Raw genomic sequence first — 26,098 nt, 5'->3', positions numbered from 1 at the left:
TTTGTGGTTAACGCACATCATTCGCTGAGGTAATTCCTAATTACGTTTTTACCCATTGCGCCAATTAGGAATATTCCTATTTAATGAATGGCCAAATTGCCATCTCAGGTGAATGCTATGGAAATACTTCCCTTTGCAATCATCGTCGTTTTGATCGCAGTTGTCGTATTTTCCTTTGTCATGTATTTACGACAAAGAAGAGTAAGTACTTTCAACGCCAAGCGGAAACGACGTTAGGACGCCTCTCCACAAGGAAGTGGTTAACAGCACCACTCCGCCTCATTCTTTTCAACGCCCACGCTGGTTTTCCATCACGCGCGTGCTTCATACTTTTCTGAGGATATTCTGATACCTGCACCATTGCGGATTTTCTGCTTGTCGCTGAAATTCAGGTGCGTTACTGTCGCCATCTGGAGACACACACCATCACATAACCAGAACAACATCCAGTTTGTCGCTATCATCCCTTAATCCCGCCGCTGCGCGGGATTTTTTTATGCCGTACAGAACCGCTCAACGAAATGAGGCACCGATATCCCTGCTGCCAGAAACTGACAGTGGCTGCCATTACACTCGCCATGCCCGCAGGACGAAACCTTCCTGCCCTTTATCAGCCATACAAGGAAATCGCCGCCAATGACGCGTATTGTGACCATTCTTACCGATAATTTCTCTGATTGGGAAACTGCCCTGATCAACTCCACTTGCCGCGGGTATTATGGGTTCGAGACTCGCTTTGCCTCCCCCAATGGCATTCCTGTCATTTCCTCCGGCGGCATGCACGTGACCCCAAATATGGCGATCGAAGCTATCCAATTGAGCGAGATAGATCTGTTGATCCTATGCGGAGGCACGGTATGGCGAACCGATCAGGCCCCGGATATCGCTGGCATGGTAGCGGAGGCCCACAGCAAAAATATCATCGTCGCCGGCATTTGCGACGGAACCCGCGTTTTGGCGCAGGCGGGCGTACTTGATCATCTTCGTCACACCTCCAATTCGGCTGAGAACTTATCGCAGCTTAACTATGGCGGGGCTGAATATTATCAGGATGTGCCCTACGCCGTAGCCGACCAGCGCGTTGTAACCGCGCCCGGCAGCGCACCGGTGAGTTTTATGGCGGAGATCCTGAACCTGTTGGGGGTTAGCGATGATAACCTTAAGGCCTACCTGGCCATGCACGCGGCTGAACACAGCAAACCGTTTGATAGCGCAGTTATTGGCTTTTAACGCGATGCCAATTGGCCACTGTAGAGGACGGGCCCCGTAGGTTGTCCGGTTGGTGAACCGCCTGCAGGTTCCAAACTGATAGCGATAGTCATATCCGCTGCCCATTTTAGGTTCCCCAACGAGACTCTGGTGAGGTGTTGTGCTGTAACCAGCCCCAGCGATATCGGTTTTTCTCCGCTGGGGATAGCCCATAACTGCAGGCTGTTTACCGCCGCCACAGGTTTGAGGTTAACCGGCGTCAGTTGCAGATTCCGCGCCTCCCTATCCAGGCTCACTATCCATTGTCCACTGCTGTTTGGGCTACCGTTAAGCACCGCCGTAGGGGTGAACCCCTGAGGCTGCTCAATAATACGAGGGATCAGTACCACTGCGAATAAGCAGGCCGCCAATGCCCAGACCAAAGAGTCCCAACGCCAGCGAGGCTGACGCGCCCTTGGCGGCAGGTTAAGCTGTATTTTTTTCCACACCCTGCCAGGAGGAGCTACCGGCGCCAGAGCATCATCCAAATGCGCCAATAATCTCTGCCAATGGGCAACTTGTTCCGCCAACGCAGGCTCTCGGCGGATCCGCTGTTCCAGCCTGAATCTCGCCGGTCCCCGCAGGGTTCCCAGCGCATATTCCGCGGCCAAAGCTGAGTCGTACTCCCCCCTGTCTTTCATAATCCCACGCACTCTTTCAAATGTTCGAGCGCTCGGCGAATCCAACTTTTGATGGTGCCAAGCGGTTGCTGGAGATAATCAGACACCTCGCCGTGCGACATCCCCTGATAATAGGCCAGTACAATGCTTTGCCGTTGATCGGCAGGCAAGTGATCTAAACACCTGGCCAGCTTTTTTCCTTCCTGGGTACGTTGCAGCGCTTCACCAGGTTCAGCAAAACTTGTGCTGTCAGTTTCAACAAACTCGTCCTCTTGCGCTGCGAGCTTGCCACCCGTGCTGCGCAACCAGTCAATGGCGCGGTTACGCACAATATGGGTGAGCCAGGTTAAAGGAGAACTGAGTGAGGGATCGTAACTGGCGGCCTTACTCCAGGCACTGATAAAGCTCTCATGCAGCACTTCTTCCGCCCAGGATTGCCGCCTGAGCATGCACAAGGCTACCGCAAATAAGCGCGGCGACGTCTGACGATAGAGCTGCTCAAAAGCCTGACGATCGCCACGACTTATGGCCTTCATCAACGCCTTATCTCGTTCCTGTTCCGATGCCGATGTCGTCATGTCTTATCCTGATGAAGGTGCGGTTGTTCAGACCAACCGCACCAAGTATAGCCACAATTTATTTAGGCATCAGGACAGTATCAATAACATCAATCACACCATTCTTCTGGTACACATCATAAGTACTGATATTAGCGACGTTGCCCTTTCCATCTTTGAGCTGGATATTATGTGGCCCATTATTCATGATCCACAGAGATTGCCCATTCACCGTTTTCAGTTCCGCCGAACCGTTCCCCTCGTGGATTTTCTTTTCCAGCTGTTTCATGTCGTATCTGCCAGCGACTACGTGGTAAGTCAGTACGCTGGTCAACACGGCCTTATTTTCAGGTTTCAGCAAATTATCGACGGTGCCGGCGGGTAATTTTGCGAAAGCGGCGTTGGTTGGCGCGAACACGGTGAAGGGACCTTTCCCTTGTAGAGTATCCACCAGCCCAGCGGCCTTGACCGCCGCCACCAGCGTTGAATGGTCTTTGGAATTAAGGGCGTTCTCAATGATATTTTTGCTCGGATACATGGCGGCCCCGCCTACCATGACCTGATCGGACATCATGGCGGCCGCGGATGCGCCGCTGAACAGGACTGATGCACATAATGCAGTGTAGATGAGCTTTTTCATGATCATTTCCTCAAAGATAAAAGAAGTGAAGTTTTGCCTCACATTCGGATATACGTAAGAGGAGATACTTTTGGATGCAGCAGATGAAAAATATTTAACGCCGCGCGTAAGTAAACTGAAATAAAAAAGCCCCGTTGTTGCATACGGGGCGCAATCTGCTGGCTTAAGAGGCGTTGGCTGCCTCATCTATTAAAGCGGCTATTTCTTTCGGGTGCGAAGCAAGAGAAGCGTGGCTGGCATCCAGCGTAATCACGTTTCTGGCCTTCAAACGCGCAGACATTCGCTGCTGGTTTTCGGGCGCTATCATCCGGTCATTGCTGGAGATTTGGTACCAGGAAGGTTTGTGTTTCCACGCCGGCTCAGCGATCGCATTGCCGAAGGTGCTGGCCAACGGTGCCTTTTGCGTTACCGCCATCACCAATGCCTCATCAGCAGGCAGATCCTGGCAGAAGCTTTCGTGGAACTTGTCTGTCTTAATCCATAAATAACCGTCGCTGTCCGGCGCCAGATTCGCTGCCGCTATTGGCGGATGTTGCTGGGTGATGCCACCGGGACTTTCGCCGGCGTCCGGTGCGAAGGCGGCGATGTAAACCAAACCCACCACGTTGGGTTGATTGCCCATTTCACTGAGCACCGCGCCACCATAAGAGTGGCCGACCAACAGCACCGGCCCCTGCTGCTGCGCCACCATCTTGCGGGTGCGTTCAGCATCGTCTGCCAGCGACGTCAGCGGCATTTCTACAGCTTGAATCGAGTGATATCCCTTGTGCGATAATTCGGTAATGACTTTGCTCCAGTGCGCTGCACCGCCCCAAAATCCATGGACCAGGACTACGGTAGGTTTTGCCTTCATTACTGATTCCCTCTTTAACATGGAGGCGCTACGCCAGGCTTGAACATCCGCACTGTGGTGTTTTCAGCGCCATTGCCTCAAGCCCAAACGCCTTGAAATACCCTCTTGTATATAGTTCAGAACAAGAGTTTCCAGCAATAGCTACGAATAGTTAATCCGAAATCTTACCTCACCTGTCTTGCCTTCCAACGCGGGTAATTTCCTTAATTTCAGTCGCCATAGACTCACCGAGCGGCCTTACAACAAGATTAAAACTAGGATTTATACCTATAACGATCTAAAATCCCATGAAAAAACAAAGAGAAGTATTTTTATCAAAATCAATAGGGAATTTTTACGTGAAGGAAATGCTCTCCATTCTTTTTATCGTAAGCCTGCTGGCGATGCTTTTTTCGTGGTTATTCGTCTATAGCCTCAATATTCATTAACGCCCTGCGATAATAAAAAACCCCGGCATGCATCGATGCCAGGGTTTTTAAAGCTGTGCTGCAGCCGTTCCGGTGAGGAAACCGGGCGACTACTGTTTCGTCTGGATCCAGAAGGCGTGGATCAGGCCCGGGAAGTAGCCAAATAAGGTGAGGATAATATTGAGGATAAACGCGCCGCCTATACCTTTATCCAGCAGTACGCCCAGCGGGGGCAGGATGATGGTAAATACGATTCTCCAAAAACTCATAATAGCGCCTCATTTTGTTCTACAAGGCACCAACATATTATATTTGCTTAACATTTTCAAATGGCGTCCTGTAAAACGCTGTTCAACATGGCATGAAAAATGCGTATAGCCATAGTGATTGTGCTGATATCTGCCAATATTGAATAAACAATTAATAAGCATTGATTATGTAGGGTCAAGCCCTTAAAATTTGTAACTTAACACTACAACTGGGTAAGGTTTCATGTCGTCGCTGTGGGTTGCAACACAATACTTTTATTTAATTGGCTTGGTAGTTTCTATGATTTTCACCTACCTGGTCAGCCGGGACACCATAAAGATTCGTTTTCTCAGTGCCTTAACGATTGGTTTGACCTGGCCCCTGAGCCTACCGGTAGTGTTGATGTTCTCCTTGTTCTGACGCTGCAGAAACCAACCCCGTCACACGCTGACGGGGTGATAGCACCGCCTCCTGAATCAGAAATCGTATCCCACCGTCGCCACCACGGAGCGTTCCGCGCCCCAGTAGCAATAGCCGGTCCCATAGCAGGCCGCGACATATTTCCGGTCGGTCAGATTATTCACATTCAGTTGCACATAGGCGCCTTTCAACGACGGATTCACCCTGTCCAGATTCATCCGCACCGAGGCATCCAACAGCGTCACGGAAGGAATTCGCAACGTATTCTCATTATCGGCCCACTGCTTGCCGATATAACGTACGCCGGCACCAAGATCCACGCCGTAAGCGGTGGCGTATTTGCCCCACAGTGAAGCCATTTGCTCCGGTGCGAGATACGGTGTATTGCCATCGTTGCCATCAATGGCATCTTTGAATTTCACTTTATTGTAGGTATAGCCGGCGATCAGATCGAAATGTTCAGTTACCTTGCTGCGGGCCTCCAGCTCAATCCCCTGAGAATGCACCTTGCCGGCCGGCAGGTAATAGCTTTGTTGCACCACTCGGTTAGCCACATCTTTCTGTGTCAGGTCATACAGCGCCACGCTGTATATCGAGGTACTGCCTGGTGGCTGGTACTTCAGGCCCACCTCATACTGCTCGCTGGTGCTCGGTTTGAGCATATGCCCGCTTTGATCGGGCAGCGCCTCCGGGGTAACCGCCGTGCTGTAGCTGGCATAAGGCGAGAAACCATTATCGAAGCGATACAACAGCGAAGCGCGGCCGCTAAAATTGTCGTCGGTACGAGCATCGCTGGCGCCGGTATTAAGCACCGTATTTTTAGACTCGATACGGTCGAAACGCCCGGAGAGATTCAGATACCAATTCTGTAGGCTGATTTCATCCTGCAGATAAACCCCGGTTTGCTCATAGTGACGTCGGGAATCGGTATGTATCAGGTTGGTTAATGCGTCGCCGCCGGACACGCCGGTATAAGGATTAAGCTGCGAAGCTGCCGCAGACTCATCCCACAGATTATTACGCAGGCGCTGGTAATCCAGACCCAGCATCACCTTGTGATCCAACGGCCCGGTAGCAAAATCGGCTTCCAGCTGGTTATCGACGGCGAATGCATCCAGCGAGGTGGCTGAACCGCTGTAATAGCGATTCAACAGGCTGTGATCGTCATTCCAGCCAATCTGGTACACCTGCTGTAATTCAACATTGGAATGGGTGTAACTGGCATTCTGGCGGAATGACCAAACGTCGTTAAAGCTGTGCGAAAAAGCGTAGCTGTAAATCTGCTCCCAACGTTTGAACACATTGCGGCTGCTTTCACCATCAAAGAAGCCACGCCCCAGCTTGTCACCGGTGCTGGAATAGAGGCTGCCATCTGCCGGTACCGCACTGTGATAACCGCCGGACGGATCTTTTTGCAGGTAAGCTTTCAGCAGCAGCGAGGTATTTTCATCCGGCTGCCACAGCAATGAAGGTGAAATGGCATATCTTTCCTCACGCTGATGGTCATACATGGTTTCGCTGCTGCGCGTAATCCCGGTCAATCGATAAGCCCACTGTTCCGACAGCGGGCCGGTCACATCGAAAGCGCCCCCCTGGGTGCTGTTATTGCCTGCCATCAGGTTAACGTGCCCTTCCGTGGCAAACTGAGGTCGCTTGGAGGTCAAAGCGACCAAGCCGCCCGGAATGCTTTGCCCGTACATGACCGATGAAGGCCCTTTGATAACGTCGATGCGTTCCAGGAACCAGGGATCAACCTGCAGGGCATTATAGGTGCCGCCGTCACTCAATAACCGCAAACCATCAAGGAAGGTGTTATTAACGTCGCCACCGTGAAAACCACGTAACGCAATGGTGTCATAGCGCGTGGCACCACCGGAAAAGTTGGTGAAAACACCCGGGGCATATTTCAGGGCATCGTTAACCGTTTGGGTATTCTGATCCGTCATTTGTTGGCGCGTCACCACCGAAACGGACTGTGCAGTCAGAATCAACGGTTTATCGGTTTTGGTCGCCCCCTGGCTGGTCGCGGCCTGATAGCCATGGGTTGCTGCCTCCGCCGTATCGGCAGGTTTAGCGGTAACGACCAGGGTATCCTCAGCGAGAGACGCCAGTGGCAGGAACATTGCGAACGCGCATAAAACCCGTGACCGTTTGACAGGAAAAATCATCGGCATACCTGTAATCCCCAGTAAAAATCATTAAATGACACCCAAAGGCTCCCCTGTCAGCAGCGCTGGCTGACAACTTGCTCAGAGGTTCAATCGGTGTGTTGAATGTAAACAAAGTGAAATATTAATGATAATTATTATCTTTATCGATAGTAAATTTCAAGCATCAGGCAACTTTTAATAAGCAAGCGAAGCATCCTGTTCAGATCGATAGCACCTGATCCAGAAAGCACTTATGCATCTGAAAAAAATATAAAAAAAAAGCCAGCTCCAGGCTGGCAAGAAAACGGGATGTCATATGAACCCTGTCAGGCCAGACGAGCGGAGCGCATAAGGAGACAACCCTTCACCTCTCAACTGGCAATCAATAATGATAACGACTATCATTATCCTTTAGGAATGAATTTCTACCTACAACTTTCTGACGTTACGTCTCGATAGGGGTCAACGAGATCGTTTAATGAACCAGGCATGCAAGCGCCCCGCCACCAGCAAAATGCCACCAAGCAGAACATTCGCCACAACCCACAGCGTTAATATGTATATAAAAGTCTGGTAGAGTGGAATTCCCCGAGCGGCGGAAAAGGGATTAATGTGCCAAACGCGAATAATAAAGAAGGGATTTAGGTTAAACCATTGGCAAAATAAAGCGACCAACAGCGGCGGCAGGAAAAAATAAAATCCCAGCGTAGCTATCAGCAAGTACATCGCGAAGCGCTCGTTTTTATACTCTTTCATATCAATGAATTACCATTATAATTCAGCCAAAACAAGCTTGGGCATGACGTTTTGAACAGACCGGATAGACCCCGAATAGTTCCCGCTTTAAGGTAAAATAAAGCCTGTCTGGCGTTTAAATTCCATTTAGTTTTTGGGTGTTATAACGCTAGTCAGCTCAGGAGGCTCCAATGATACCGGACGATCGCCCTATCCCGCCAAACCGCAAAAAACTTAAAATCATCTTTGGTTGGTATATATATACCGTTTACGCGTTGCTGATCTTTAATATCTATCTGGCAGTATATAACGGCTGTGTCAGACACCCGATTGAAGCGCCACTGATCTCAGCATGCCACAGTGTTTTCATCGCATTCATGCTTTACCACGTGTTGAAAAAACGCACCTATTTCGCCTGGGTCATGTTGGCTTACTATATCCTGATGCGCTTGTATTACGCCAACCTGCTGCATATCGAGTTTACCCTCTGGAGCCGCGGGCTGGTGTTCGTTCTGCTGACGCTGCTGCTGGCGGGTACGGTTTCTGTCGGCCAGCTTGCGACGCCGCCGCTGCGCCAAGATTGGCTGGCTCATCTGGGGTGGAGACAGTGGGCTATGTTAGCCAGTTTGTCAGCGTTACTGACGCCGTTAATTACCACCGACTATTTAGGCTGACAGCCGGTATCTAACGGGGGATGTGGGGTTCCGAGATATCAACCAGACGGCAGACCTTGGTGTAGTTATTGGATTTCTCACATATTTTATCAGTGACGAATACGCCAAGGTAGCTCAGCACCAGCAGATAACCGGCCATGCATAAAATGAAAATAAGCGTTCTCACCGATAGGACCAACCTGACAACAAAACCCTGACTATCATACCTTGGTTATCCCTCTTTAGACCATTTCAAAGTATTTCATTAATCCGCTGGTCATTTCAGAAGCTGAAATGTTATGTTATCACATATCAAAACAACCCAGCACAGATGCATTAATGGAAAGCCAAACCCCGCCGTTACTTACCGTAGAACACCTGACGCTCTCACTGAACGCAGAGGTCAAGATCCACGATCTCAGCTTCACTTTGCATGCAGGTGAACGTTTATGCCTGCTGGGCGCATCGGGTTCCGGAAAATCACTGACCGCCGCCGCCATTCTGGGAACGCTGCCGGTCGGAGCAACGGTTAGCGGTTCGATTCGACTGCAAGGGCGAGAAGTTAATGGCCTGCGTTTACAACGGCGTAAAAACACTGAGTTGGCGGCCATTTTTCAGGATCCTTTTACCAGCCTCAATCCCCTGACCAGCGTGGGCCAGCAACTGATCCTGGCGCTACGCAGCCAAAGTGCCCTGACGAAACCTCAGGCTCAGCATTACGCTGCGGAATTGCTGACAGCATTGGGAATGTCGCCGGATAACGTCATGCCACGTTACCCCAATCAACTGTCCGGGGGTCAATGTCAGCGAATATGCGCAGCACTGGCCTTGCTCGGTGAAAAAAGCCTGCTGATCGCAGATGAACCCACCACCGCTCTGGACATGGTCAGTCAGCATCAGCTGATTAATATCCTGAAAAGCTACACCGAACGCCCCAGCGCGCCAGCGTTACTGTTTATTACTCACGATCTCGCCGTTGCCGCCAGCCTGTGCCAACGTGCCATCGTGCTGGTTAACGGGGAAATAGTCGAGCAGGGTTCCTTCGCGCGGTTGTTACAGTCCCCCACGCATCCCTACACCCAACGGCTGGTGGCCAGTGCTCAACGCCCGGCATTTAACCAGACCCCATCACTGAGCCTGGCAGGGTAACGACATGAATAATCTGCCCGTGAGCGGGGAAATGCCCTTTATCAGCCTGCAGCAGGTTTACCGACAATATTCATCAGGGGCCGGAGGGCTACAACCTACCGATCTGAATCTGTACTCCGCAGAACGCGTTGGATTAGTGGGCTGCTCCGGGGCAGGGAAATCAACGCTGCTTAAGCTATTGCTGGCGCTCGAAGCGGCGGACGCCGGTCATATTCTGTGTCAGGGCGAGGAAATTCGCCCCGCCCCGGTTCATAGATTGCGCTGGTATCGGCGGTTAGTGCAGTACGTACCGCAGGATGCCCATGCTTCGCTGAACCCTCGCCACAGGGTAGCGGAACTAATTACCGCTCCCTTGCGCCAACTTGGTCCACGTCAGGATTGGGGTATCGCAGCCGAACGGGCTTTGCGACAGGTCGAATTGGATGAAAGCCTGCTGTATGTGCGAGCCGGGCAACTTTCCGGCGGGCAGGCGCAACGGGTAGCCCTGGCGCGTGCTATTGCGCTGAAACCCCGTTTTTTACTGGCCGATGAACCGGTCAGCGGCCTGGACTTGCCGCTGCGTCAGCAGATCATCGCCCTGCTCGACCAGGTTGCCCGTCAGCAAAATATGGGCATGTTGCTTGTCTCCCACGATATTTCACTGGTCGCTGCCTTATGTCAGCGCACGCTGGTGATGGCATCTGGCGTCATCGTGGAAGACCGCCCCACCCACGAACTGCTTCACACCCCGAGGCATTCCGCTACCCGCCGCTTGATCGACGCCATTCCGCTGTTACCGCCCCTTTTTCAGCCCTAAAATTTTGAGGAGTTTTGCATGTTCAACCCGCGCTTTATTGGCCCAACCGGCTGCCTGCTCGCCGGCAGTTTGCTGCTTGTCGGCTGCTTTGACCCTGCGGACCCCAGAGAAAGCACCGGCGACGAACGGCGCATCCGACTGGCCATGCTGCAGCCCCCACGCTCCGGGCTCACGCCATTGAGCGATGACGCGTTTAAACTTTCGCGCTGGAGCACCGCCGAAACACTGGTGGTGCTGAACGCCGACGGCGATGCCAAGCCGGCGCTGGCAACCGAATGGCAACAGCTGGACCAACACCGCTGGCGCTTCGTATTGCGATCGGGTGTCAGTTTCCACGACGGCACCGTAATGACGCCGGAAAGCGTGGTGCGTTCGCTTTCGGCAGCGATGAAGGCCACACCTAAACCGCGCATTCTTGACGGGGTCGAATTAGCGATCGCTGCAGAAGGCGAGCAGGCCGTCGTTATCTCTACCGCCGTGCCCGATCCGCTCCTCCCGCAGCGGTTGTCCAGCCCGCAATTGGCGATCCTCGCAGAACGAGCCTACGCCGCCAACGGCGTGGTTAATCCCTTACAGGCCGGAACCGGCGCCTTTGTACTGACGGAAGTCAACGGCACCAGCAGCGCACGCTTAAACCGTTTCGACGGCTATTGGGGCGAGAAAGCGGCCGCCCCAGGGATCGACGTCAGCTTTGTCCCGGACAGCGCCGCTCGCGCTGCCGCGCTACGCACCGGCAACGTCGACTTGGTAGAGGCGCTGCCGGTCTCGCAGTTGCCGTTAATTGCGGCTGAATTGATCCACGAAGTGCCCATGCCACGCACCAATACGCTGTATCTGAACACCCGGGTCGGTGCTTTCCGCGATCCGGCCATTCGCGCCGCCGCCGCCGCGGCGATCAAACGTCGCCCGTTGGTGGACAACGTCTACGAAGGCCGCGCCGATATTGCCTTCGGGCTGCTGGGTCCCGCCCTGCCTTGGGCCGCACCATTGCGCCAGCCGCAACCGACTCTGCCGACAACTACTGTTGAAGGCAAAACCATCACCCTGGCCACTTTCAGCGATCGTGCCGAGCTACCCGAAGTGGCGGTGTATCTGGCGCAGCAACTCAGCGCCGCCGGTTTTGTGGTGAAGCAGGAAGTGCGGGAATACGCGCACATTGAAGCCGACGCGCTGGCGGGTAAATTCGACGCCTTTATCTTGTCGCGAGCCACGGTGCTGGACTCTGGCGATCCGCTGGCCTACATGTACAGTGACTTCGCCTGCCGGGGTTCTTTCAACATTGCTCAACTGTGCGATCCACAGGTAGACGAAGCCTTGACTCAGGCCGCCGCCATCCCTGCCGGGCCACAACGACGCCAGGCGATCATCGCGGCAGAAAGCCGCATTCTGGCCACCCATGCGGCGATACCCTTGCTGCATGAACGCGTGATCCAGGGGGAAGCTGCCGTAATGAGGAGCGCAGAGCGCGATCCGCGTGAACGTCTGCTGGTGACGCCTCGCAGCTTCATCGCCCCAGAGCAACCTTGATGGTAAAAGCGCAACGGCTATTGCCACTCGCCTCACGCCTGTTCTCGCTGCTGGGGATGATCGTCCTGATTGGGCTGATGCCCTGGCTGTCCGGGCGCGATCCGGCGCTCAGCTTGCTGCGGGCGCGTTCGGGTGAACAAGAAGCAACCCCTGAAGCCCTGAATGCCATTCGTCGGCAGTATGGCCTGGACGACGGGCCGTTACTGCTGCTTGGCCGCTGGTTTCACGGCGTGCTGCGGGGGGATGCCGGCAACTCGTGGATATCCGGTCGCCCGGTGCTGGAAGGCATGTTGCAGGCCACAGGGGTTTCTCTGACGCTGATGGGCTACGCACTGGCGATAGCGATGCTGGTCGCGATGTTGCTGGCACTGCCAACCCTGTGGCGCGGCCTGCATGGCGAGAACCGCCGTCCCGCAGGCGTGTTAGCAGTATCCCTGACCGCACTGCCCGAATTTTTGCTGGCAGCGCTGCTGTTGATCGTTGGCGCCGTCTGGCTGCAGTGGTTTCCTCCCTACGGCTGGCAAAGCCTGCAGCATGCCGTTCTGCCGGCGTTGGCCCTGGGCTTACCGGCCGGCGGCCTGCTGGCCCTGTTGCTCAATGACGGCCTGGCCGCAACCTTCTCCGAACGCTGGTTGCTGACCTGGAACCTGGCCGGTATCGCTCGGCGGCATTGCCTGCTGGCAGTTCTGCGCCGCACGCTGCCTGCGCTGCTGCCGCAGATCGGTTTAGTGCTGATCGGACTGACCGGTGGCGCGATCGCCGTCGAGAAAGTGTTCGCCATTCCGGGACTGGGCCGGGCAACATTGGGGGCCGCCATCGCTCAGGATCTGCCCGCCTTGCAATGCGGTATCCTGATCTTGTTGCTGCTGGCCTTCGGCACCGGTTTTCTGATGCAAGGAGCCCATTACCTGCTGTTGGGCCGAATAGCCGCCGCATTGCCCAATTCAACGCCGCCACAGCACAGCAGCCGGGCGAGCTATATTTTCGCCGCCGTCGCTGCCCTGTCGCTGTGCCTGTTAGTCCTGAGCGGGATCATCCGCGATCCCTTTTCGTCACTGCATATTCGTCTGCAGCCACCCAGTCTGGATCTGCCCTTTGGCGCGGACGCCACCGGCCGGGATATTCTGGCTCGTGTCGCCTACGGTGCACTGAATACCAGCCTGTTGGCGCTGGCAGTCAGCTTCGCTTCGCTGTTCCTGGGGATAGTGTTCGGGTTGATGCCTCGCCTGATGTGCGGGGTCATTGAGTTGGCCAACGCTACACCGCCGATAGTCGCGGGGCTGTTGGTCACCGCAGTCACCGGGCCTTCCCCCTTCGGTGCCGCCTGCGCGGTAATGCTGGTCAGTTGGGCACCGCTGTCCGCTCACTGCGCCTCGTTGTTGGCTGAGGCCCGCACTCAACCCTATATCCGCATGTTGCCGGTGCTGGGGATCGGCCGCTGGCGTACGCTGACGCACTATCTGTTGCCGGCGCTGTGGGTTCCCCTGCTGCGCCACGCCATGCTGCGTCTGCCGGGCATTACGCTGGCGCTGGCGGCATTGGGGTTCCTTGGCCTGGGGCCACAGCCTCCCAGTGCGGAGTGGGGACTGGTACTGGCCGAGGGCATGCCCTATATCGAACGGGCGCCGTGGGGCGTTCTGGCGCCAGCGATCGCTCTGGTGCTGTTGGCGGTGCTTGCGGTAACGCTGGCAAATACCGCCGGCAATCGCCGACGCTGACGGCGCATCCTGACCCGGTTTGTAGTAACATTATTTGTACCTCTACCAGCCGGGAGTCCCCATGCACCATCTGATGTTAGACATAGAAACGCTGGACATAAAACCGAGCGCGGTGATCCTGGTGGTGGCCGCCGTATTTTTCGATCCCCAAACCGGCCAGCTCGGTGCCGAATTTGAAAATGCCGTCAGCAGCCAAAAAGATCAGCCTGGCAGAACCATCAGCCTGGACACCGTCGCCTGGTGGGCAAAACAGTCGGACGAAGCACGCAAGTTGGCTTTCGGCGGTACGGAAAGCCTCAAGCGTACGCTGACCAACCTGAGCCGATTTATCCATATGAACAGCACTGACCAGGTTAAAGTCTGGGGCAACGGCAAGGAGTTCGACTGCACCATCCTTGAGCATGCCTTTCAGCAACTGGACATGCCCTGCCCGTGGAAATTTTGGGACACGCAGGATGTGCGTACGGTGATCACTCTGGCCGAATTGCTGGGCTTTAATCCCAAGAAAGAGCGGGCATTCGAAGGCACGCCCCATCGTGCACTCGACGATGCCAAACATCAGGCGCGCTACGTGGCGGATACCATTTCCGCACTTTATTATCGCAAAGCCGCAGCGTCGTGAATCGAGCTAGTTAAACGTACCGAAAGCAGGCGGGTATTTTGCCCCTTTCCATTTATCGCCAGAGTCACTACTCTAGCCCCCTTTGTCACTCGGATGTGCTGTTTTTGTTATGCAAAAATTTCTGTTTCTGCTTCTTAGCCTGGTGCTGCTCGGCCCGCTGGGTATCGATCTCTATCTGCCGACGATTCCGGCCATCGCTGCCGGCCTTAACAGCAGTGAAGCGCTGATCCAGTCCACCATTTCACTGTTCATTCTGGTGCTGGGTCTCGGGCAGATTATTGCCGGACCGCTGGTGGATAACTATGGCCGCAAGCCCGTGGCGCTGGCCGGCATTGTCATCTATATGATTGGTGCGGCCATGGCGGCGCTGGCCACGACGCCGACGCTGTTCGTCGTTTCACGCTTGCTGCAGGGCGTAGCGGTCTGCTGTACCGCCGTTGTGGCATTTAGCGGCGTGCGCGATCGTATGAACGGCGACGACGCGGCTCGCGCCTTCGGCTTCCTCAACGGCACGCTTAACATTATTCCCGCGCTGGCCCCGCTGCTGGGTGGGTTACTGGCGGAAGCCTTTGGCTGGCGTGCGCCGTTCTGGTTCCTGGTGTGTTATGCCCTGGCCGTACTGGTGTTGATCGCGCTGCGCCTGCCGGAAACCCGCCCGGCAGACACGGTGCGTGTTAAAGGTTTACCGGTACGCCAATATGCTCGCATCCTCAAAGATCGCCGTTTTCTGTCCTTCGCCGTGGTCAACTCCGGCGCGATGGGCATGGCGTTGACCTACGTCTCGCTGGCACCCAATGTGCTGATGGGCACCGCCGGGCTGACGCCATTGCAATTCTCTCTGGTGTTCGGTGCCAACGGCTTTTGGATCATGCTGGTGAGTTTTTTCGCCAACCGCATCATTCACAAAGTGGGACGCCCGGTATGCCTGGCTACCGGGGGAATTCTGATGGGTATCGGGTGCGTAGGCCTGCTGCTCGGGGTTAGCTGGCTCTCCGGCCCGGCGCAAACCCATTGGCTGGCCTATATGTTGCCCGTCGCAAGCGCCTGTGCGGGCTTGGCCTTCGTGATGGGGCCGGCGACCAGCTACGCGCTGGAGCCCTACTCCAACGAGGCCGGTGTCGCCTCTGCGTTGGTGGGTTTCGTGCAGATGGCCGGTGGCGCAGGCCTGGGTCTGTTGGCGATGGCGCTGCCGTTGCAACCCAAGCTGTCGCTGGCGCTGGTGATGCTGGTAGGTTGCCTGCTGGCGCTGCACGCAAGGCAGCGCAGCAAGCAAATCAAGGGGCAACTGAAGAAAATTGCCTGAGGCTCAGGCCTCGGTCACTATCGGGACTCTGGCGGCTAACGCCGTCAGCAATTCATAGCCCAGCGTGCCTGCCGCGGCGGCGACATCGTCAACCGGCAGGCGCCGCCCCCACAACTCCACTTCTGCACCGATTTCGGCGTGCGGACAGGGCGTCAGATCGACGACCAGCATATCCATCGACACCGTACCCAGCGTTCGCGTCAGCACGCCGTCCACCCAGACCGGCGTACCGGTCTGCGCATGGCGCGGATAACCGTCGGCATAGCCACAGGCGACCACTCCGATGCGTTGTGCCCCCTCGGCGCGATAACGCCAGCCATAACCGACCTGGTCGTTCTTTTTCAGCGTTTGAATCCCAATGATTTCGCTGCTCAGCGTCATCGTCGGCTTCAGTCCGCTGTCGGCAATATCTCTCGATTGGCCGCTTGGGGAGGCGCCGTAAAGCACAATACCCGGTCGCACCCAACTGCCGTGGGTTTCCGGATGCCACAAAGTGGCGGCGGAGTTGGCCAGACAGCGCGGCGAAGTGATACCTGCTGCAGCCTCTTCAATGGTCTCCATCTGTTCGACTACCCCCTGCGGGCCGTCGGCGGTGGCGAAATGGCTCATTAGCGTCAGGCTGGCAATATTGCTTATCTGCTGAGCTTTCAACCAAACGGCGTGCAACCGGTCCGGGGCAAATCCCAGACGATTCATGCCGCTATTCACTTTCAGGTAAACATCCAGCGGTGCCGATAATTTGGCTTCGGCTATCGCCGCCAGTTGCCAATCGCTGTGCACCGACGTCGTTAAACGATAGCGATCCAGCAGAGCTAAATCCTGCGCTTTGAAAAAGCCTTCCAACAGCAAGATCGGCCCTTGCCAGCCGGACTCGCGCAGCATAATCGCTTCGGCGAGATCCAACAGAGCAAAGCCGTCGGTTTGTGCCAAACTGCGCCAAACATGTTTAATGCCGTGGCCATAGGCATTGGCTTTGACCACTGACCAGACTTTGGCGCTGGGGGCAAACCGACGAACCACCTGCAGGTTATTTTCAAAGGCGCCAAGGTGCAATCTGGCGGTAATCGGGCGAGGCATGGGAACTCCTACGGGCCTGCGAATGCCGTCACGAGCCAACGCCCGTGACGACAACATGATAGTTAAGGTTTTTTAACGCGCGGGATGCACATCGTTCAAGGGCGCAGTGTAGGCGCTGCGAAATCCGGCGCTGTAGCGCGCCACCGCCAGATCGTCTGAAGGAATGGCCGGCGTGATGCCGGAAATCAGATCGGAAAGCAATTGCCCGGAGCCACAGGCCATTGTCCAACCCAACGTGCCATGCCCGGTATTCAGGAACAGGTTTTTCAGCGAAGTCTTGCCGACAATCGGCGTACCGTCCGGCGTCATCGGACGCAAACCGGTCCAGAAGGTAGCTTCCTCCACCCGTCCACCATTAGGGTAAAGATCGCGTACCACCATCTCCAGCGTCTCGCGGCGTTTTTGCTCGAGCTGAGTATTAAAACCGACAATTTCCGCCATGCCACCGACGCGAATACGCTGGTCGAAACGGGTGATGGCGATTTTATAAGTTTCATCCAAAACGGTCGAGAATGGTGCCGCGGCCTCATCCGTAATCGGAATGGTCAGCGAGTAGCCTTTCAACGGATAAACAGGGATCGAGACCAGATCGCGCAGCAGCGCGGTGGAGTAAGAGCCAAAGGCCACCACGTAACTGTCGGCCTTGAAGATTTCTCCGCCGCATTGCACGCCGCTGATTTTGTCCCCTTCCACCAGCAGGCGATCGACGCTGCGGTTATACAGGAAAGTAACGCCCGCTTGCTGGGCCAGTTTGGCCAACTGCTGGGTAAATAGTTGGCAATCGCCGGTTTCGTCGTTTGGCAGTTGCAGACCGCCGGTTAACTTATGCGCCACCTGCGCCAGCGCAGGTTCGACGGTGGCCAGTTGACTGGCTTCCAACAGTTTGTAAGGCACGCCCGCGTCTTCCAGCACCGCGATGTCTTTGGAGGCGCTTTCAAACTGTTGCTGAGTGCGAAACAGTTGCAGCGTGCCGCCCTGACGGCCTTCGTACTGAATGCCGGTTTCCTGGCGCAACGCTTTGATGCAATCGCGGCTGTATTCCGCCAACCGCACCATGCGACCCTTGTTGGTCATGTAGTGTTCGGTGTTGCAGTTTTTCAACATCTGCCACATCCAGCTCAGCTGGAAACGGCTGCCGTCCAAACGAACTGCCAGCGGCGCATGGCGCTGGAACATCCATTTGATTGCCTTCAACGGCACGCCAGGCGCAGCCCAAGGCGCCGCATAGCCCGGTGAGATCTGCCCTGCATTTGCCGCGCTGGTTTCCATTGCCGGGCCAGGCTGACGATCGATTACCGTCACCTCATGCCCCGCCTTCGCCAAATACCAGGCACTGGCAACGCCCACCACCCCACTACCTAAAATTACCACTCGCATCGCTGACTCCAGCTCAAGGCTTCACAAAGCATAATCTTCTGCTCACAGGAAATTAACTCAGTGGAAAAATCCGTCCAACATCTTCATCATCAAACGTGACAGCATTCACAATTAATTTATCGTTCATGGCCGGTTCTTTTGCAATAGCTCCCTATAAATAGCGATAAGATGTTGTGAAAGGCAGATTTAAGAGCGAAACGGCCCCCATTATGCTGTCATTGACAGCATTGAAAGCATCATGAAAAGCTACGACGTGCAACAAGGTTTTAACAGAATATAAAAATGAAACAGGCCCACAAGAACAGAACAAAAAACCAATAAAGAGCCATTCCATCGAGATAACATTTCATACGCATCCGCAATCGCTTCAGCAGAAAAAACTCGCCGCAAAATGCCCCTGTCGTCTCCTGAGGCAGGACAGTGACGTCAGATCGTTGAATTTTTAAGCTTTATATCATTATTACCTCTGCCCAGATTGAGCTACGATTGATCTAGGGTCTGCCGTTCGAGCAAGGTCCGTAATAACGAGGGTGCGCTGATGACTACTTCAACACATGAAAAGGTCAAGGAAGATAAACGTCTGAGCGATGGACCGGACTGGACGTTCGAGCTGCTGCAGGTGTATCTGGAGCACATCGATCGCGTAGCCAAACATTACAAGCTCGATACCTACCCGCATCAGATAGAGGTGATTACCTCAGAGCAGATGATGGACGCCTATTCGAGCGTCGGCATGCCGATTAACTATACCCATTGGTCATTCGGTAAAAAATTCATTGAGACCGAGCAGCGCTACAAACACGGGCAGCAGGGGCTGGCCTACGAAATCGTCATCAACTCCAACCCTTGCATTGCCTATCTGATGGAAGAAAACACCATCACCATGCAAGCGCTGGTCATGGCGCACGCCTGCTACGGCCACAACTCGTTTTTCAAAAATAATTACCTGTTCCGCAGTTGGACCGACGCCAGTTCGATCGTCGATTATCTGTTGTTCGCCCGCCACTACATCAGCCAGTGCGAAGAACGCTACGGCGTTGAAGAAGTGGAGAAGCTGCTCGATTCCTGCCATGCGTTGATGAATTACGGCGTGGACCGCTATAAACGCCCGCAGAAGATTTCCCTGGTCGAAGAAAAAGCCCGCCAGAAGAGCCGCGAGGAGTACCTGCAAAGCCAGGTCAATACGCTGTGGAAAACCCTGCCACGGGTAGAACGCGAAGAAGCGCCTGAACAAGCGCGTCGCTATCCAAGTGAGCCGCAGGAAAACATCCTCTACTTTATGGAGAAAAATGCACCGCTGCTGGAACCCTGGCAGCGTGAGGTGCTGCGCATCGTGCGCAAAGTGAGCCAGTATTTTTATCCGCAGAAACAAACGCAGGTGATGAACGAAGGCTGGGCGACATTCTGGCACTACACCATCCTCAACCATCTTTACGATGAAGGCCGGGTAACCGAACGCTTTATGCTGGAGTTTTTGCACAGCCACACCAACGTGGTGTATCAGCCGCCTTACAATAGCCCTTATTATAACGGGATTAACCCTTACGCGCTGGGCTTTGCCATGTTCCAGGACATCAAGCGCATCTGCCAGTCGCCGACCGAAGAAGACCGCTACTGGTTCCCGGATATTGCCGGTAAAGACTGGCTGGAAACGCTGCACTTTGCCATGCGTGATTTTAAGGACGAAAGTTTTATCAGCCAGTTCCTGTCGCCGAAAATCATGCGTGACTTCCGGCTGTTCACCGTGCTCGATGACGATCGCAATAACTACCTGGAGATTGCGGCGATCCATAATGAGGCGGGTTATCGGGCGATCCGTCAGGAGCTGTCGGCGCAATATAACCTGAGCGACCACGAGCCGAACATTCAGATCTGGAATGTGGATTTGCGCGGCGATCGCTCATTGACGTTGCGTTATATTCCACAAGACCGTGCGCCGCTGGACAAGAGCCGGCGAGAGGTGATGAAACACCTGCACCGCCTGTGGGGCTTCGACATTATTCTGGAGCAGCTCAACGAGGATGGCAGCGTCGAGCTGCTGGAACGTTGTCCGCCGCGCCCGACTCCGCTGTAAGATCAGACAATGACAAAGGGGCGCCACTGGCGCCCCTTTGACTGCTGACAAACATATAATGTTTGGCGGCAGGCGCTAAAGGTTTTGAAAATAAACCAGGAAAATCAATTTATTGATTTTCGCCTGATAATACAAAAGGGGAAAAACCACGTTTTTATCCCCCTTTGTCAATAACCTAAGGGGCGCCACTGGCGCCCCTTTTGCGTAATGCGAGATGTGATACTAACAGCGGGCTTCGGTCAGATCGCTCGGCATGGTGCCTTGCATGCTCTGCCAGATGGCCCCGCTGTCTTTACCGTAATTACGCACGCAATCCATCACCTGATCGTACGACTTCTCATGGCACAGCGTCGACAGCTTGCTGTAGAAAGTCAGCGCCAGCTTGCGGGACTCCGGATTTGAGAAGTAGTAACGACCGACACGGGTATACAGACCTTTGAGGCCGTTGAAGATCAGGCCGTAAATCGGGTTGCCGGAAGCGAATGCCAGACCGCGGAAAATTTCGTAGTCCAACAGGTTGAAAGCGTCCGCCTGATCTTCCACCTGGGTCGCTTTCGCCAACACTTCCTGAGCAGCCTCAGGATGATTACGCACTGCTGCGCGAATAAAGATCGCGGCAATATTGGTACGAACCGACAGCAGGTTGTCGATCAACTGTGGAACACTTTTGTGATCGAGGCGTGCCACCGTCTCAAGAATATTAAGGCCGGATGTTTCCCAGAAATTATTTACTTTGGTCGGTTTGCCATGCTGAATGGTCAGCCAGCCATCACGGGCCAGGCGTTGTAAAACTTCGCGTAACGTGGTGCGCGTAACACCAATCAGTTCTGAAAGCTCACGCTCCGCGGGCAAAATAGAGCCAGGAGGGAAGCGATTATTCCAGATACTCTCGATAATGTATTCTTCCGCGAAACCGGCAGGACTCTGCGCCTTTATGACCATGTGTTTGACGTTCCGTAGCGACGATAATCAGTAATAGTAGTCGGCTGATCATACCAGATCGCCTTGGCATGACATAGCGTGAGCGAAAAACATTAAACGAAAGTGTGCATAAAGTGGCAAAAAACGTGCAAAAACACCGCGTCAGAGAAATTTCACGGCGTAAAGCAAGCCCGTATTGCTTCTGCCCCTGCGGCATTGTTAGGGTAATATGTGACAACTTATTTTCAGGACGTGTAACGCATAATGGAAACGACTTTACGCAGTGCCCTGGTGAAAAACTTCCTCGGGCAATCACCTGACTGGTACAAACTGGCCATCCTCATCTTCTTGTTGGTCAATCCGCTGGTTTTCTTCCTGGTCGATCCCTTCATTGCGGGTTGGCTGCTGGTCATCGAATTTATCTTCACGCTGGCGATGGCGCTGAAGTGCTATCCCCTGCTGCCGGGCGGCCTGCTGGCCATTGAGGCGGTGTTGATCGGCATGACCAGCCCCGATCGGGTGGGCGAAGAGATTGCCCATAATCTGGAAGTCCTGCTGTTGCTGATCTTTATGGTGGCCGGTATCTACTTTATGAAGCAGCTACTGCTGTTCGTCTTCACCAAGCTGCTGCTCAATATTCGCTCTAAAATACTGCTGTCTTTAGCCTTCTGTTTTGCGGCGGCATTTTTGTCCGCCTTCCTTGATGCGTTGACGGTGGTTGCGGTGGTCATCAGCGTCGCAACCGGGTTCTATTCGATTTACCACAACGTGGTGTCAAACCCTTCCGGCGGCAATGCCGACGTCAACGACGACAGCAACCTGGTAAGCGACGATAACAAACAGACGCTGGAGCAGTTCCGCGCCTTTTTGCGCAGTCTGCTGATGCATGCTGGTGTCGGTACCGCTCTGGGCGGCGTGATGACCATGGTGGGCGAACCACAAAACCTGATCATCGCCAAAAGCGCCGACTGGGGGTTTGTCGACTTCTTCCTGCGCATGGCACCGGTCACCTTACCGGTGTTGGTCTGTGGTCTGCTGGTCTGCCTGCTGCTTGAGCGGTTCGGCGTCTTCGGCTACGGAGCAAAACTGCCGGAGCGCGTGCGCGAAGTGCTGACGGAGTTTGACCGCCAGGCGACTGCCGGGCGCAGTAAGCAAGAGCAGGTCAAATTGGTGGTTCAGGCACTTATCGGCGTTTGGCTGATTGTCGCTCTGGCCTTCCATCTGGCGGAGGTTGGCCTGATTGGCCTGTCGGTGATTATCCTCGCCACTTCCCTGTGTGGCGTAACCGATGAGCATGCCATCGGCAAAGCCTTCCAGGAGGCCTTGCCCTTCACCGCCCTGCTGACGGTATTTTTCACCGTGGTGGCTGTGATCATTGAACAACACCTGTTTACACCGGTGATTCAATTTGTTCTGCAGGCGGAACCCTCTTCTCAACTTTCGCTGTTTTATCTGTTCAATGGCTTGCTGTCCTCCGTATCCGACAATGTGTTCGTCGGCACGGTTTACATTAATGAAGCGCGCGCCGCGTTTGAAAATGGCGCCATTTCCCTGAAGCAGTTCGAAATGTTAGCGGTCGCCATTAACACCGGGACCAATTTGCCGTCGGTCGCCACGCCGAATGGCCAGGCCGCCTTCCTGTTCTTGCTGACCTCGGCACTGGCCCCTCTGGTACGTTTATCCTATGGGCGAATGGTATGGATGGCATTGCCCTATACTGTGGTATTAACCTTGGTCGGTCTGCTGTGCGTACAGTTTACTCTGGCGCCCGTGACCGATCTGCTGACCCAGTGGCATTGGCTGACGCTACCGTCAATCGAAGCCGCGGCACACTAACCCTGTAAACCCGCTCCGCTGTCAGCGACTATTTTTGTGCTGAATCCGGCTCAGGTGGCTGGCAGCGGGGTTGAATTGGTTTACACTGCCAGTTCAATTGCTTACTGCATGGAAGAATAAATATATGTTGCAATTCTTTAACCGCTGCTCACAGGGGCGCGGTGCTTGGCTGTTGATGGCCCTGACTGCGCTGGCGCTGGAATTAGTCGCACTCTACTTTCAGCACGTAATGCTGCTGCAACCCTGTGTCATGTGCATTTACGAACGCTGCGCGCTGTTTGGCATTCTGGGCGCCTCACTGCTGGGCGCCATTGCGCCGAAAACGCCACTGCGTTATGCCGCTATTGCGCTGTGGATTTACAGTGCCTGGGAAGGCCTGCAGCTGGCGTGGAAACACACCATGATCCAACTGCATCCCTCGCCGTTTAATACCTGTGATTTCTTCGTTAGCTTCCCGTCCTGGCTGCCGCTGGACAAATGGTTGCCGGCGGTGTTCCACGCATCAGGTGACTGTTCGGTACGCCAATGGGAATTCTTGACGCTGGAAATGCCACAGTGGCTGGTTGGCATCTTCGCGGCTTATTTGTTGATTGCTATCGTTGTGCTGCTCGCACAATTTGTCCGCCCACGCCGCCGCGATCTGTTTGGCCGCTGAGCATGACAGCATGAAAAACGGCGCCTCAGGGCGCCGTTAGTCTAATGACAAACACCCGAAAAACGTGGTTTTCGGATGTTTGGGGTAAATCAGAAGGCATAATCCTTTGTTTTCATTAGTCACCAGAACAGAACTTTTAACTGCAAAGGACTTTGTCAACAATCTGACGGCGCCTCAAGGCGCCGTTTTTCATGGAATCGCTTATGATCTTCAGAGGTAATGCGAGATTAGGTATGTGTAAGGTAATAAACGAGCACTATCAGTGCTCCAGCTATGGCAAACAGGCGTATCATTTTCATTATTTTACTCTCGGAACTTAGCGTGAGAGCGCTCAAACTACCGAACCTTACGTTTAAAAAGAAGCGTCTGGGCAGGATTATGGACGTAATTTACATAACATTAAGTTAGAAGAGTAAAAAGCCCGATCTTCGAAAGCCATACGGCACTTTTTCGACCTTATCTCACAAAAGCACGGGGCAATGATTCCCCCTTAAATCACTTCATACAAAAAAATTCATCATAGCGATGCATTATTGCATCGATATTTTGATGAAGTTTTATCAGAGAATCCCTATAATATCCGCAAGTTAATATTTAACGATTTCCCTGGTGTTGTTGTGTGTCTTGCCCCTCATCTTTGCAGGGGCTTTTTTCCTTATCTCGCCCAGCTCGGTTTGTTCAGGATGTGATCCTGCCAGTCCACCACTTCACTTTCCCGCACCGCAATATGTCGTACCGTAATACGCTCCCCGTGCATCGCAGCTTTAGAACCGCTGACCAGCGGATGCCAGGCAAACAGCGGCTTGCCCTCGCCGATCAAACGGTATGCGCAGGTCGGCGGCAGCCAATCAAAGGTCGTGAGGTTTTCACGCGTCAGTTTGATGCAGTCCTCTTCCAGCTCAAAGCGACGCTCATAGTTGCGGCACTGGCACGACTTAATATTCAGCTGGTTACAGGCTACGTTGGTGAAATAAATCTCGTCGGTATCTTCGTCGATCAGCTTATTCAGACAGCATTGCCCACAACCGTCGCAAAGCGATTCCCACTCTTGTTCTGACATTTCAGCCAGCGATTTTTGTTGCCAAAAAGGGGTTTGTGACATGTTCGCGTCCGGTATAGGTAAATGAATAGATAACCTGCTTGCAGGTTTTGAGGGTGCACTATATAGATATCCCAGCCAAATGGAAAGGCTGAAAACACAATATAATCATAGCGATAACAATATGTTCGCTTAAAAAAAACGCTATTTAAAACAACGGTATTCAACATTTTCGGCCAGCATTATCAGGCCGTTACCCTTGATACTGAAAGGGATAAAACACACCAAGTTTATCGTCTAATTATACGTACAAAAATCAGGTCTATCATCCTTTCGTTTTCCTCCTCTCCCGTATCCCTGTTCATCATTATTCACGGGTAAGATTCATCTCATAAAGCACATTTTGCCGCCAAGAGTCGCATAACCCTGCTATGTTTAATGTTCGCCTTTTGAATGAAGCTAAGGAGCCAAGTATGTTTGGGAAAGCAGAAGATAAAGTCAATGAAGCTGCCGGCGCCGTCGAAGAAGCCTTTGGTAAGGCAACGGATTCACCGGATCATCAAATCAAAGGCGCGGCCCGTAAATATGCCTCTCAGGCCAGCTATGCGGCCAGAGACGCTGCCGATACGGTGCGAACTCAGGTTGAATCCAACCCGCTTGCCGGCGTAGCTATCGCCGCCGCCGTGGGGATTGTTTTCGGTTTCTTGCTGGGCCGTAAATAAGCTTTTTGATCTGACTGCACTGAAAAAAGGCCCTGTGGGGCCTTTTTTTATTGTTTTTTATCCGGTTTCAAATCACGCGTGTCGTCAATGACTTGCCGTTGAGAGTCACTTTCAGCATATCGCCAGAGCTCATCGGGCCGACGCCCTGCGGCGTACCGGTAAGGATAATATCGCCTGCGCGCAACGTGAAAAAGCGGCTCATATAGCTGATCAGCGGCAGGATCGGCGTGATCATATCGCGAGTATTGCCTTGTTGGCGCACCTGATCATTGACCGTCAGGGACAGATCAGCATTTTGCGGATCGCCAAACTCTGCCACCGGTATAAAGCCGGAAATCGGGCAAGAACCGTCGAATCCCTTGGCTTTTTCCCAGGGTTGTCCTGCCTTCTTGAAGCCCGCCTGCAGTTCCCGCAGCGTCAGATCAAGCGCAACACCGTATCCGGCGATAGCACGCGCCACGCGATCTTCATTAGCCTGCTTTAGCGGCGTGCCGATCAGCACAGCCAGCTCCACTTCATGATGTACCGAACCAAACTCTTTGGGGATCGCCACCGGCTGGCGAATATCGCACAGCGCCGTTTCAGGCTTGATAAACACTACCGGCTCTGCCGAGGTTGCACTGCCCATTTCCTTGATGTGATCGGCGTAGTTGCTGCCAACGCAGACCACTTTATTTACCGGAAAATCAAGTAATGAACCCTGCCAATCTCTATGTTGATACATACCGCCTCTCCCTACAATCATGTAGG

The 26,098-nt window shown here is 54.0% G+C and carries 26 protein-coding genes; 13 read left to right on the top strand and 13 right to left on the bottom strand.

The annotated features are described in order from the left end of the window. Window positions 1-636: 636 nt before the first annotated feature. On the top strand, window positions 637-1,230 hold the full coding sequence (locus tag H5P17_RS06985) for a type 1 glutamine amidotransferase family protein (protein ID WP_182822082.1): 594 nt from the start codon (window positions 637-639) through the stop codon (window positions 1,228-1,230). Here the strand turns inward: H5P17_RS06985 and H5P17_RS06980 are convergent. The 5 genes from H5P17_RS06980 to H5P17_RS06960 form a co-directional block, all read right to left on the bottom strand. Then, complete coding sequence (locus tag H5P17_RS06980) at window positions 1,227-1,889, bottom strand: anti-sigma factor domain-containing protein (protein WP_182822080.1); 663 nt, start codon at window positions 1,887-1,889, stop codon at window positions 1,227-1,229. The genes H5P17_RS06985 and H5P17_RS06980 overlap by 4 nt on opposite strands. Then, window positions 1,886-2,446: an RNA polymerase sigma factor gene (locus H5P17_RS06975; RefSeq protein ID WP_044551782.1), complete on the bottom strand. Its 561-nt coding sequence runs from the start codon at window positions 2,444-2,446 to the stop codon at window positions 1,886-1,888. The genes H5P17_RS06980 and H5P17_RS06975 overlap by 4 nt, the downstream gene beginning before the upstream one ends. A gap of 58 nt (window positions 2,447-2,504) precedes the next feature. Continuing rightward, complete coding sequence (locus H5P17_RS06970) at window positions 2,505-3,065, bottom strand: fasciclin domain-containing protein (protein WP_044551784.1); 561 nt, start codon at window positions 3,063-3,065, stop codon at window positions 2,505-2,507. A gap of 163 nt (window positions 3,066-3,228) precedes the next feature. Continuing rightward, the gene (locus tag H5P17_RS06965; RefSeq protein ID WP_182822078.1) at window positions 3,229-3,918 is read right to left on the bottom strand and encodes an alpha/beta hydrolase; all 690 of its coding nucleotides are present in this window, start codon (window positions 3,916-3,918) and stop codon (window positions 3,229-3,231) included. A 517-nt stretch (window positions 3,919-4,435) separates the two neighbouring features. Continuing rightward, on the bottom strand, window positions 4,436-4,594 hold the full coding sequence (locus H5P17_RS06960; RefSeq protein ID WP_020827220.1) for a YqaE/Pmp3 family membrane protein: 159 nt from the start codon (window positions 4,592-4,594) through the stop codon (window positions 4,436-4,438). 223 nt (window positions 4,595-4,817) lie between these two features. Between H5P17_RS06960 and H5P17_RS06955 the strand changes: the two genes are divergently transcribed. Continuing rightward, the gene (locus tag H5P17_RS06955) at window positions 4,818-4,994 is read left to right on the top strand and encodes a GhoT/OrtT family toxin (protein ID WP_020827221.1); all 177 of its coding nucleotides are present in this window, start codon (window positions 4,818-4,820) and stop codon (window positions 4,992-4,994) included. 56 nt (window positions 4,995-5,050) lie between these two features. Here H5P17_RS06955 and H5P17_RS06950 read toward each other — a convergent pair whose 3' ends face one another. Both H5P17_RS06950 and H5P17_RS06945 read right to left on the bottom strand, forming a co-directional pair. Beyond that, window positions 5,051-7,168, bottom strand: a complete 2,118-nt coding sequence (locus tag H5P17_RS06950; RefSeq protein WP_182822076.1) for a TonB-dependent siderophore receptor — start codon at window positions 7,166-7,168, stop codon at window positions 5,051-5,053. 438 nt (window positions 7,169-7,606) lie between these two features. Continuing rightward, window positions 7,607-7,900, bottom strand: a complete 294-nt coding sequence (locus tag H5P17_RS06945) for a hypothetical protein (RefSeq protein WP_182822074.1) — start codon at window positions 7,898-7,900, stop codon at window positions 7,607-7,609. Window positions 7,901-8,070: 170 nt separating this feature from the next. Between H5P17_RS06945 and H5P17_RS06940 the strand changes: the two genes are divergently transcribed. Continuing rightward, window positions 8,071-8,553 carry a hypothetical protein gene (locus tag H5P17_RS06940; RefSeq protein WP_044551791.1) on the top strand — a complete coding sequence of 161 codons (483 nt, stop codon included), beginning with the start codon at window positions 8,071-8,073 and terminating at the stop codon, window positions 8,551-8,553. A gap of 10 nt (window positions 8,554-8,563) precedes the next feature. On the opposite strand, the gene H5P17_RS06935 is transcribed toward H5P17_RS06940, so the two are convergent. Next, window positions 8,564-8,719 (bottom strand): hypothetical protein, encoded by a 156-nt coding sequence (locus H5P17_RS06935; RefSeq protein ID WP_182822072.1) that lies wholly within the window; start codon window positions 8,717-8,719, stop codon window positions 8,564-8,566. 152 nt (window positions 8,720-8,871) lie between these two features. On the opposite strand from H5P17_RS06935, the gene H5P17_RS06930 reads away from it, so the two are divergent. The 6 genes from H5P17_RS06930 to H5P17_RS06905 all read left to right on the top strand — a co-directional run bounded on the left by H5P17_RS06930 (window position 8,872) and on the right by H5P17_RS06905 (window position 15,647). Next, window positions 8,872-9,681: an ABC transporter ATP-binding protein gene (locus H5P17_RS06930; protein ID WP_182822070.1), complete on the top strand. Its 810-nt coding sequence runs from the start codon at window positions 8,872-8,874 to the stop codon at window positions 9,679-9,681. A 4-nt stretch (window positions 9,682-9,685) separates the two neighbouring features. After that, the gene (locus H5P17_RS06925; RefSeq protein ID WP_182822068.1) at window positions 9,686-10,477 is read left to right on the top strand and encodes an ABC transporter ATP-binding protein; all 792 of its coding nucleotides are present in this window, start codon (window positions 9,686-9,688) and stop codon (window positions 10,475-10,477) included. Between the two features lie 18 nt (window positions 10,478-10,495). After that, window positions 10,496-12,004, top strand: coding sequence for an ABC transporter substrate-binding protein (locus H5P17_RS06920; protein ID WP_182822066.1), 1,509 nt, complete (start codon window positions 10,496-10,498; stop codon window positions 12,002-12,004). Then, window positions 12,004-13,722: an ABC transporter permease subunit gene (locus tag H5P17_RS06915; protein WP_182822064.1), complete on the top strand. Its 1,719-nt coding sequence runs from the start codon at window positions 12,004-12,006 to the stop codon at window positions 13,720-13,722. The genes H5P17_RS06920 and H5P17_RS06915 overlap by 1 nt, the downstream gene beginning before the upstream one ends. 61 nt (window positions 13,723-13,783) lie before the next feature. Further along, on the top strand, window positions 13,784-14,344 hold the full coding sequence (locus H5P17_RS06910) for a 3'-5' exonuclease (protein WP_044551799.1): 561 nt from the start codon (window positions 13,784-13,786) through the stop codon (window positions 14,342-14,344). A gap of 109 nt (window positions 14,345-14,453) precedes the next feature. Next, window positions 14,454-15,647: a multidrug effflux MFS transporter gene (locus H5P17_RS06905; protein ID WP_182822061.1), complete on the top strand. Its 1,194-nt coding sequence runs from the start codon at window positions 14,454-14,456 to the stop codon at window positions 15,645-15,647. 3 nt (window positions 15,648-15,650) lie between these two features. Here the strand turns inward: H5P17_RS06905 and dadX are convergent, their stop codons facing one another. Then, the gene (dadX, locus tag H5P17_RS06900; protein ID WP_182822059.1) at window positions 15,651-16,724 is read right to left on the bottom strand and encodes a catabolic alanine racemase DadX; all 1,074 of its coding nucleotides are present in this window, start codon (window positions 16,722-16,724) and stop codon (window positions 15,651-15,653) included. Between the two features lie 72 nt (window positions 16,725-16,796). Beyond that, window positions 16,797-18,101: a D-amino acid dehydrogenase gene (locus tag H5P17_RS06895; protein WP_044551804.1), complete on the bottom strand. Its 1,305-nt coding sequence runs from the start codon at window positions 18,099-18,101 to the stop codon at window positions 16,797-16,799. 538 nt (window positions 18,102-18,639) lie between these two features. Here H5P17_RS06895 and H5P17_RS06890 point away from each other — a divergent pair. Beyond that, a complete protein-coding gene (locus H5P17_RS06890; protein ID WP_020827233.1) occupies window positions 18,640-20,175 on the top strand; it encodes a SpoVR family protein in 1,536 nt (511 codons plus the stop codon). Between the two features lie 222 nt (window positions 20,176-20,397). Here H5P17_RS06890 and fadR read toward each other — a convergent pair whose 3' ends face one another. Next, window positions 20,398-21,117: a fatty acid metabolism transcriptional regulator FadR gene (gene fadR / locus H5P17_RS06885; RefSeq protein ID WP_182822057.1), complete on the bottom strand. Its 720-nt coding sequence runs from the start codon at window positions 21,115-21,117 to the stop codon at window positions 20,398-20,400. Window positions 21,118-21,360: 243 nt separating this feature from the next. On the opposite strand from fadR, the gene nhaB reads away from it, so the two are divergent. Beyond that, window positions 21,361-22,932, top strand: coding sequence for a sodium/proton antiporter NhaB (gene nhaB / locus H5P17_RS06880; protein ID WP_044551805.1), 1,572 nt, complete (start codon window positions 21,361-21,363; stop codon window positions 22,930-22,932). Between the two features lie 124 nt (window positions 22,933-23,056). Then, window positions 23,057-23,587 carry a disulfide bond formation protein DsbB gene (gene dsbB, locus H5P17_RS06875; protein ID WP_044551807.1) on the top strand — a complete coding sequence of 177 codons (531 nt, stop codon included), beginning with the start codon at window positions 23,057-23,059 and terminating at the stop codon, window positions 23,585-23,587. A 655-nt stretch (window positions 23,588-24,242) separates the two neighbouring features. On the opposite strand, the gene H5P17_RS06870 is transcribed toward dsbB, so the two are convergent. Further along, on the bottom strand, window positions 24,243-24,689 hold the full coding sequence (locus H5P17_RS06870) for a YcgN family cysteine cluster protein (protein ID WP_044551809.1): 447 nt from the start codon (window positions 24,687-24,689) through the stop codon (window positions 24,243-24,245). A 410-nt stretch (window positions 24,690-25,099) separates the two neighbouring features. Between H5P17_RS06870 and H5P17_RS06865 the strand changes: the two genes are divergently transcribed. Then, on the top strand, window positions 25,100-25,348 hold the full coding sequence (locus H5P17_RS06865) for a CsbD family protein (RefSeq protein ID WP_182822055.1): 249 nt from the start codon (window positions 25,100-25,102) through the stop codon (window positions 25,346-25,348). A 67-nt stretch (window positions 25,349-25,415) separates the two neighbouring features. Here the strand turns inward: H5P17_RS06865 and H5P17_RS06860 are convergent, their stop codons facing one another. Beyond that, on the bottom strand, window positions 25,416-26,072 hold the full coding sequence (locus H5P17_RS06860; protein ID WP_182822053.1) for a fumarylacetoacetate hydrolase family protein: 657 nt from the start codon (window positions 26,070-26,072) through the stop codon (window positions 25,416-25,418). Window positions 26,073-26,098: the final 26 nt, after the last annotated feature.

Origin of the sequence: Serratia sp. OS31 (assembly GCF_014164835.1) — a bacterium.
Taxonomy (GTDB): domain Bacteria; phylum Pseudomonadota; class Gammaproteobacteria; order Enterobacterales; family Enterobacteriaceae; genus Serratia; species Serratia liquefaciens_A.
This window is presented reverse-complemented; position numbering and strand designations above follow the sequence as displayed.

Excerpts from the sequence above, each read along its gene's own strand:
- H5P17_RS06980 (WP_182822080.1), bottom strand. The coding sequence starts at position 1,889 with ATGAAAGACAGGGGGGAGTACGACTCAGCTTTGGCCGCGGAATATGCG.
- H5P17_RS06870 (WP_044551809.1), bottom strand. The coding sequence starts at position 24,689 with ATGTCACAAACCCCTTTTTGGCAACAAAAATCGCTGGCTGAAATGTCA.
- H5P17_RS06915 (WP_182822064.1), top strand. The coding sequence starts at position 12,004 with ATGGTAAAAGCGCAACGGCTATTGCCACTCGCCTCACGCCTGTTCTCG.
- nhaB (WP_044551805.1), top strand. The coding sequence starts at position 21,361 with ATGGAAACGACTTTACGCAGTGCCCTGGTGAAAAACTTCCTCGGGCAA.
- H5P17_RS06905 (WP_182822061.1), top strand. The coding sequence starts at position 14,454 with ATGCAAAAATTTCTGTTTCTGCTTCTTAGCCTGGTGCTGCTCGGCCCG.
- H5P17_RS06920 (WP_182822066.1), top strand. The coding sequence starts at position 10,496 with ATGTTCAACCCGCGCTTTATTGGCCCAACCGGCTGCCTGCTCGCCGGC.
- H5P17_RS06930 (WP_182822070.1), top strand. The coding sequence starts at position 8,872 with ATGGAAAGCCAAACCCCGCCGTTACTTACCGTAGAACACCTGACGCTC.
- H5P17_RS06890 (WP_020827233.1), top strand. The coding sequence starts at position 18,640 with ATGACTACTTCAACACATGAAAAGGTCAAGGAAGATAAACGTCTGAGC.
- H5P17_RS06975 (WP_044551782.1), bottom strand. The coding sequence starts at position 2,446 with ATGACGACATCGGCATCGGAACAGGAACGAGATAAGGCGTTGATGAAG.
- H5P17_RS06945 (WP_182822074.1), bottom strand. The coding sequence starts at position 7,900 with ATGAAAGAGTATAAAAACGAGCGCTTCGCGATGTACTTGCTGATAGCT.
- H5P17_RS06970 (WP_044551784.1), bottom strand. The coding sequence starts at position 3,065 with ATGAAAAAGCTCATCTACACTGCATTATGTGCATCAGTCCTGTTCAGC.
- H5P17_RS06950 (WP_182822076.1), bottom strand. The coding sequence starts at position 7,168 with ATGCCGATGATTTTTCCTGTCAAACGGTCACGGGTTTTATGCGCGTTC.
- H5P17_RS06860 (WP_182822053.1), bottom strand. The coding sequence starts at position 26,072 with ATGTATCAACATAGAGATTGGCAGGGTTCATTACTTGATTTTCCGGTA.
- dsbB (WP_044551807.1), top strand. The coding sequence starts at position 23,057 with ATGTTGCAATTCTTTAACCGCTGCTCACAGGGGCGCGGTGCTTGGCTG.
- H5P17_RS06965 (WP_182822078.1), bottom strand. The coding sequence starts at position 3,918 with ATGAAGGCAAAACCTACCGTAGTCCTGGTCCATGGATTTTGGGGCGGT.
- H5P17_RS06895 (WP_044551804.1), bottom strand. The coding sequence starts at position 18,101 with ATGCGAGTGGTAATTTTAGGTAGTGGGGTGGTGGGCGTTGCCAGTGCC.
- H5P17_RS06910 (WP_044551799.1), top strand. The coding sequence starts at position 13,784 with ATGCACCATCTGATGTTAGACATAGAAACGCTGGACATAAAACCGAGC.
- H5P17_RS06940 (WP_044551791.1), top strand. The coding sequence starts at position 8,071 with ATGATACCGGACGATCGCCCTATCCCGCCAAACCGCAAAAAACTTAAA.
- H5P17_RS06865 (WP_182822055.1), top strand. The coding sequence starts at position 25,100 with ATGTTTGGGAAAGCAGAAGATAAAGTCAATGAAGCTGCCGGCGCCGTC.
- H5P17_RS06955 (WP_020827221.1), top strand. The coding sequence starts at position 4,818 with ATGTCGTCGCTGTGGGTTGCAACACAATACTTTTATTTAATTGGCTTG.
- dadX (WP_182822059.1), bottom strand. The coding sequence starts at position 16,724 with ATGCCTCGCCCGATTACCGCCAGATTGCACCTTGGCGCCTTTGAAAAT.
- fadR (WP_182822057.1), bottom strand. The coding sequence starts at position 21,117 with ATGGTCATAAAGGCGCAGAGTCCTGCCGGTTTCGCGGAAGAATACATT.
- H5P17_RS06925 (WP_182822068.1), top strand. The coding sequence starts at position 9,686 with ATGAATAATCTGCCCGTGAGCGGGGAAATGCCCTTTATCAGCCTGCAG.
- H5P17_RS06985 (WP_182822082.1), top strand. The coding sequence starts at position 637 with ATGACGCGTATTGTGACCATTCTTACCGATAATTTCTCTGATTGGGAA.
- H5P17_RS06960 (WP_020827220.1), bottom strand. The coding sequence starts at position 4,594 with ATGAGTTTTTGGAGAATCGTATTTACCATCATCCTGCCCCCGCTGGGC.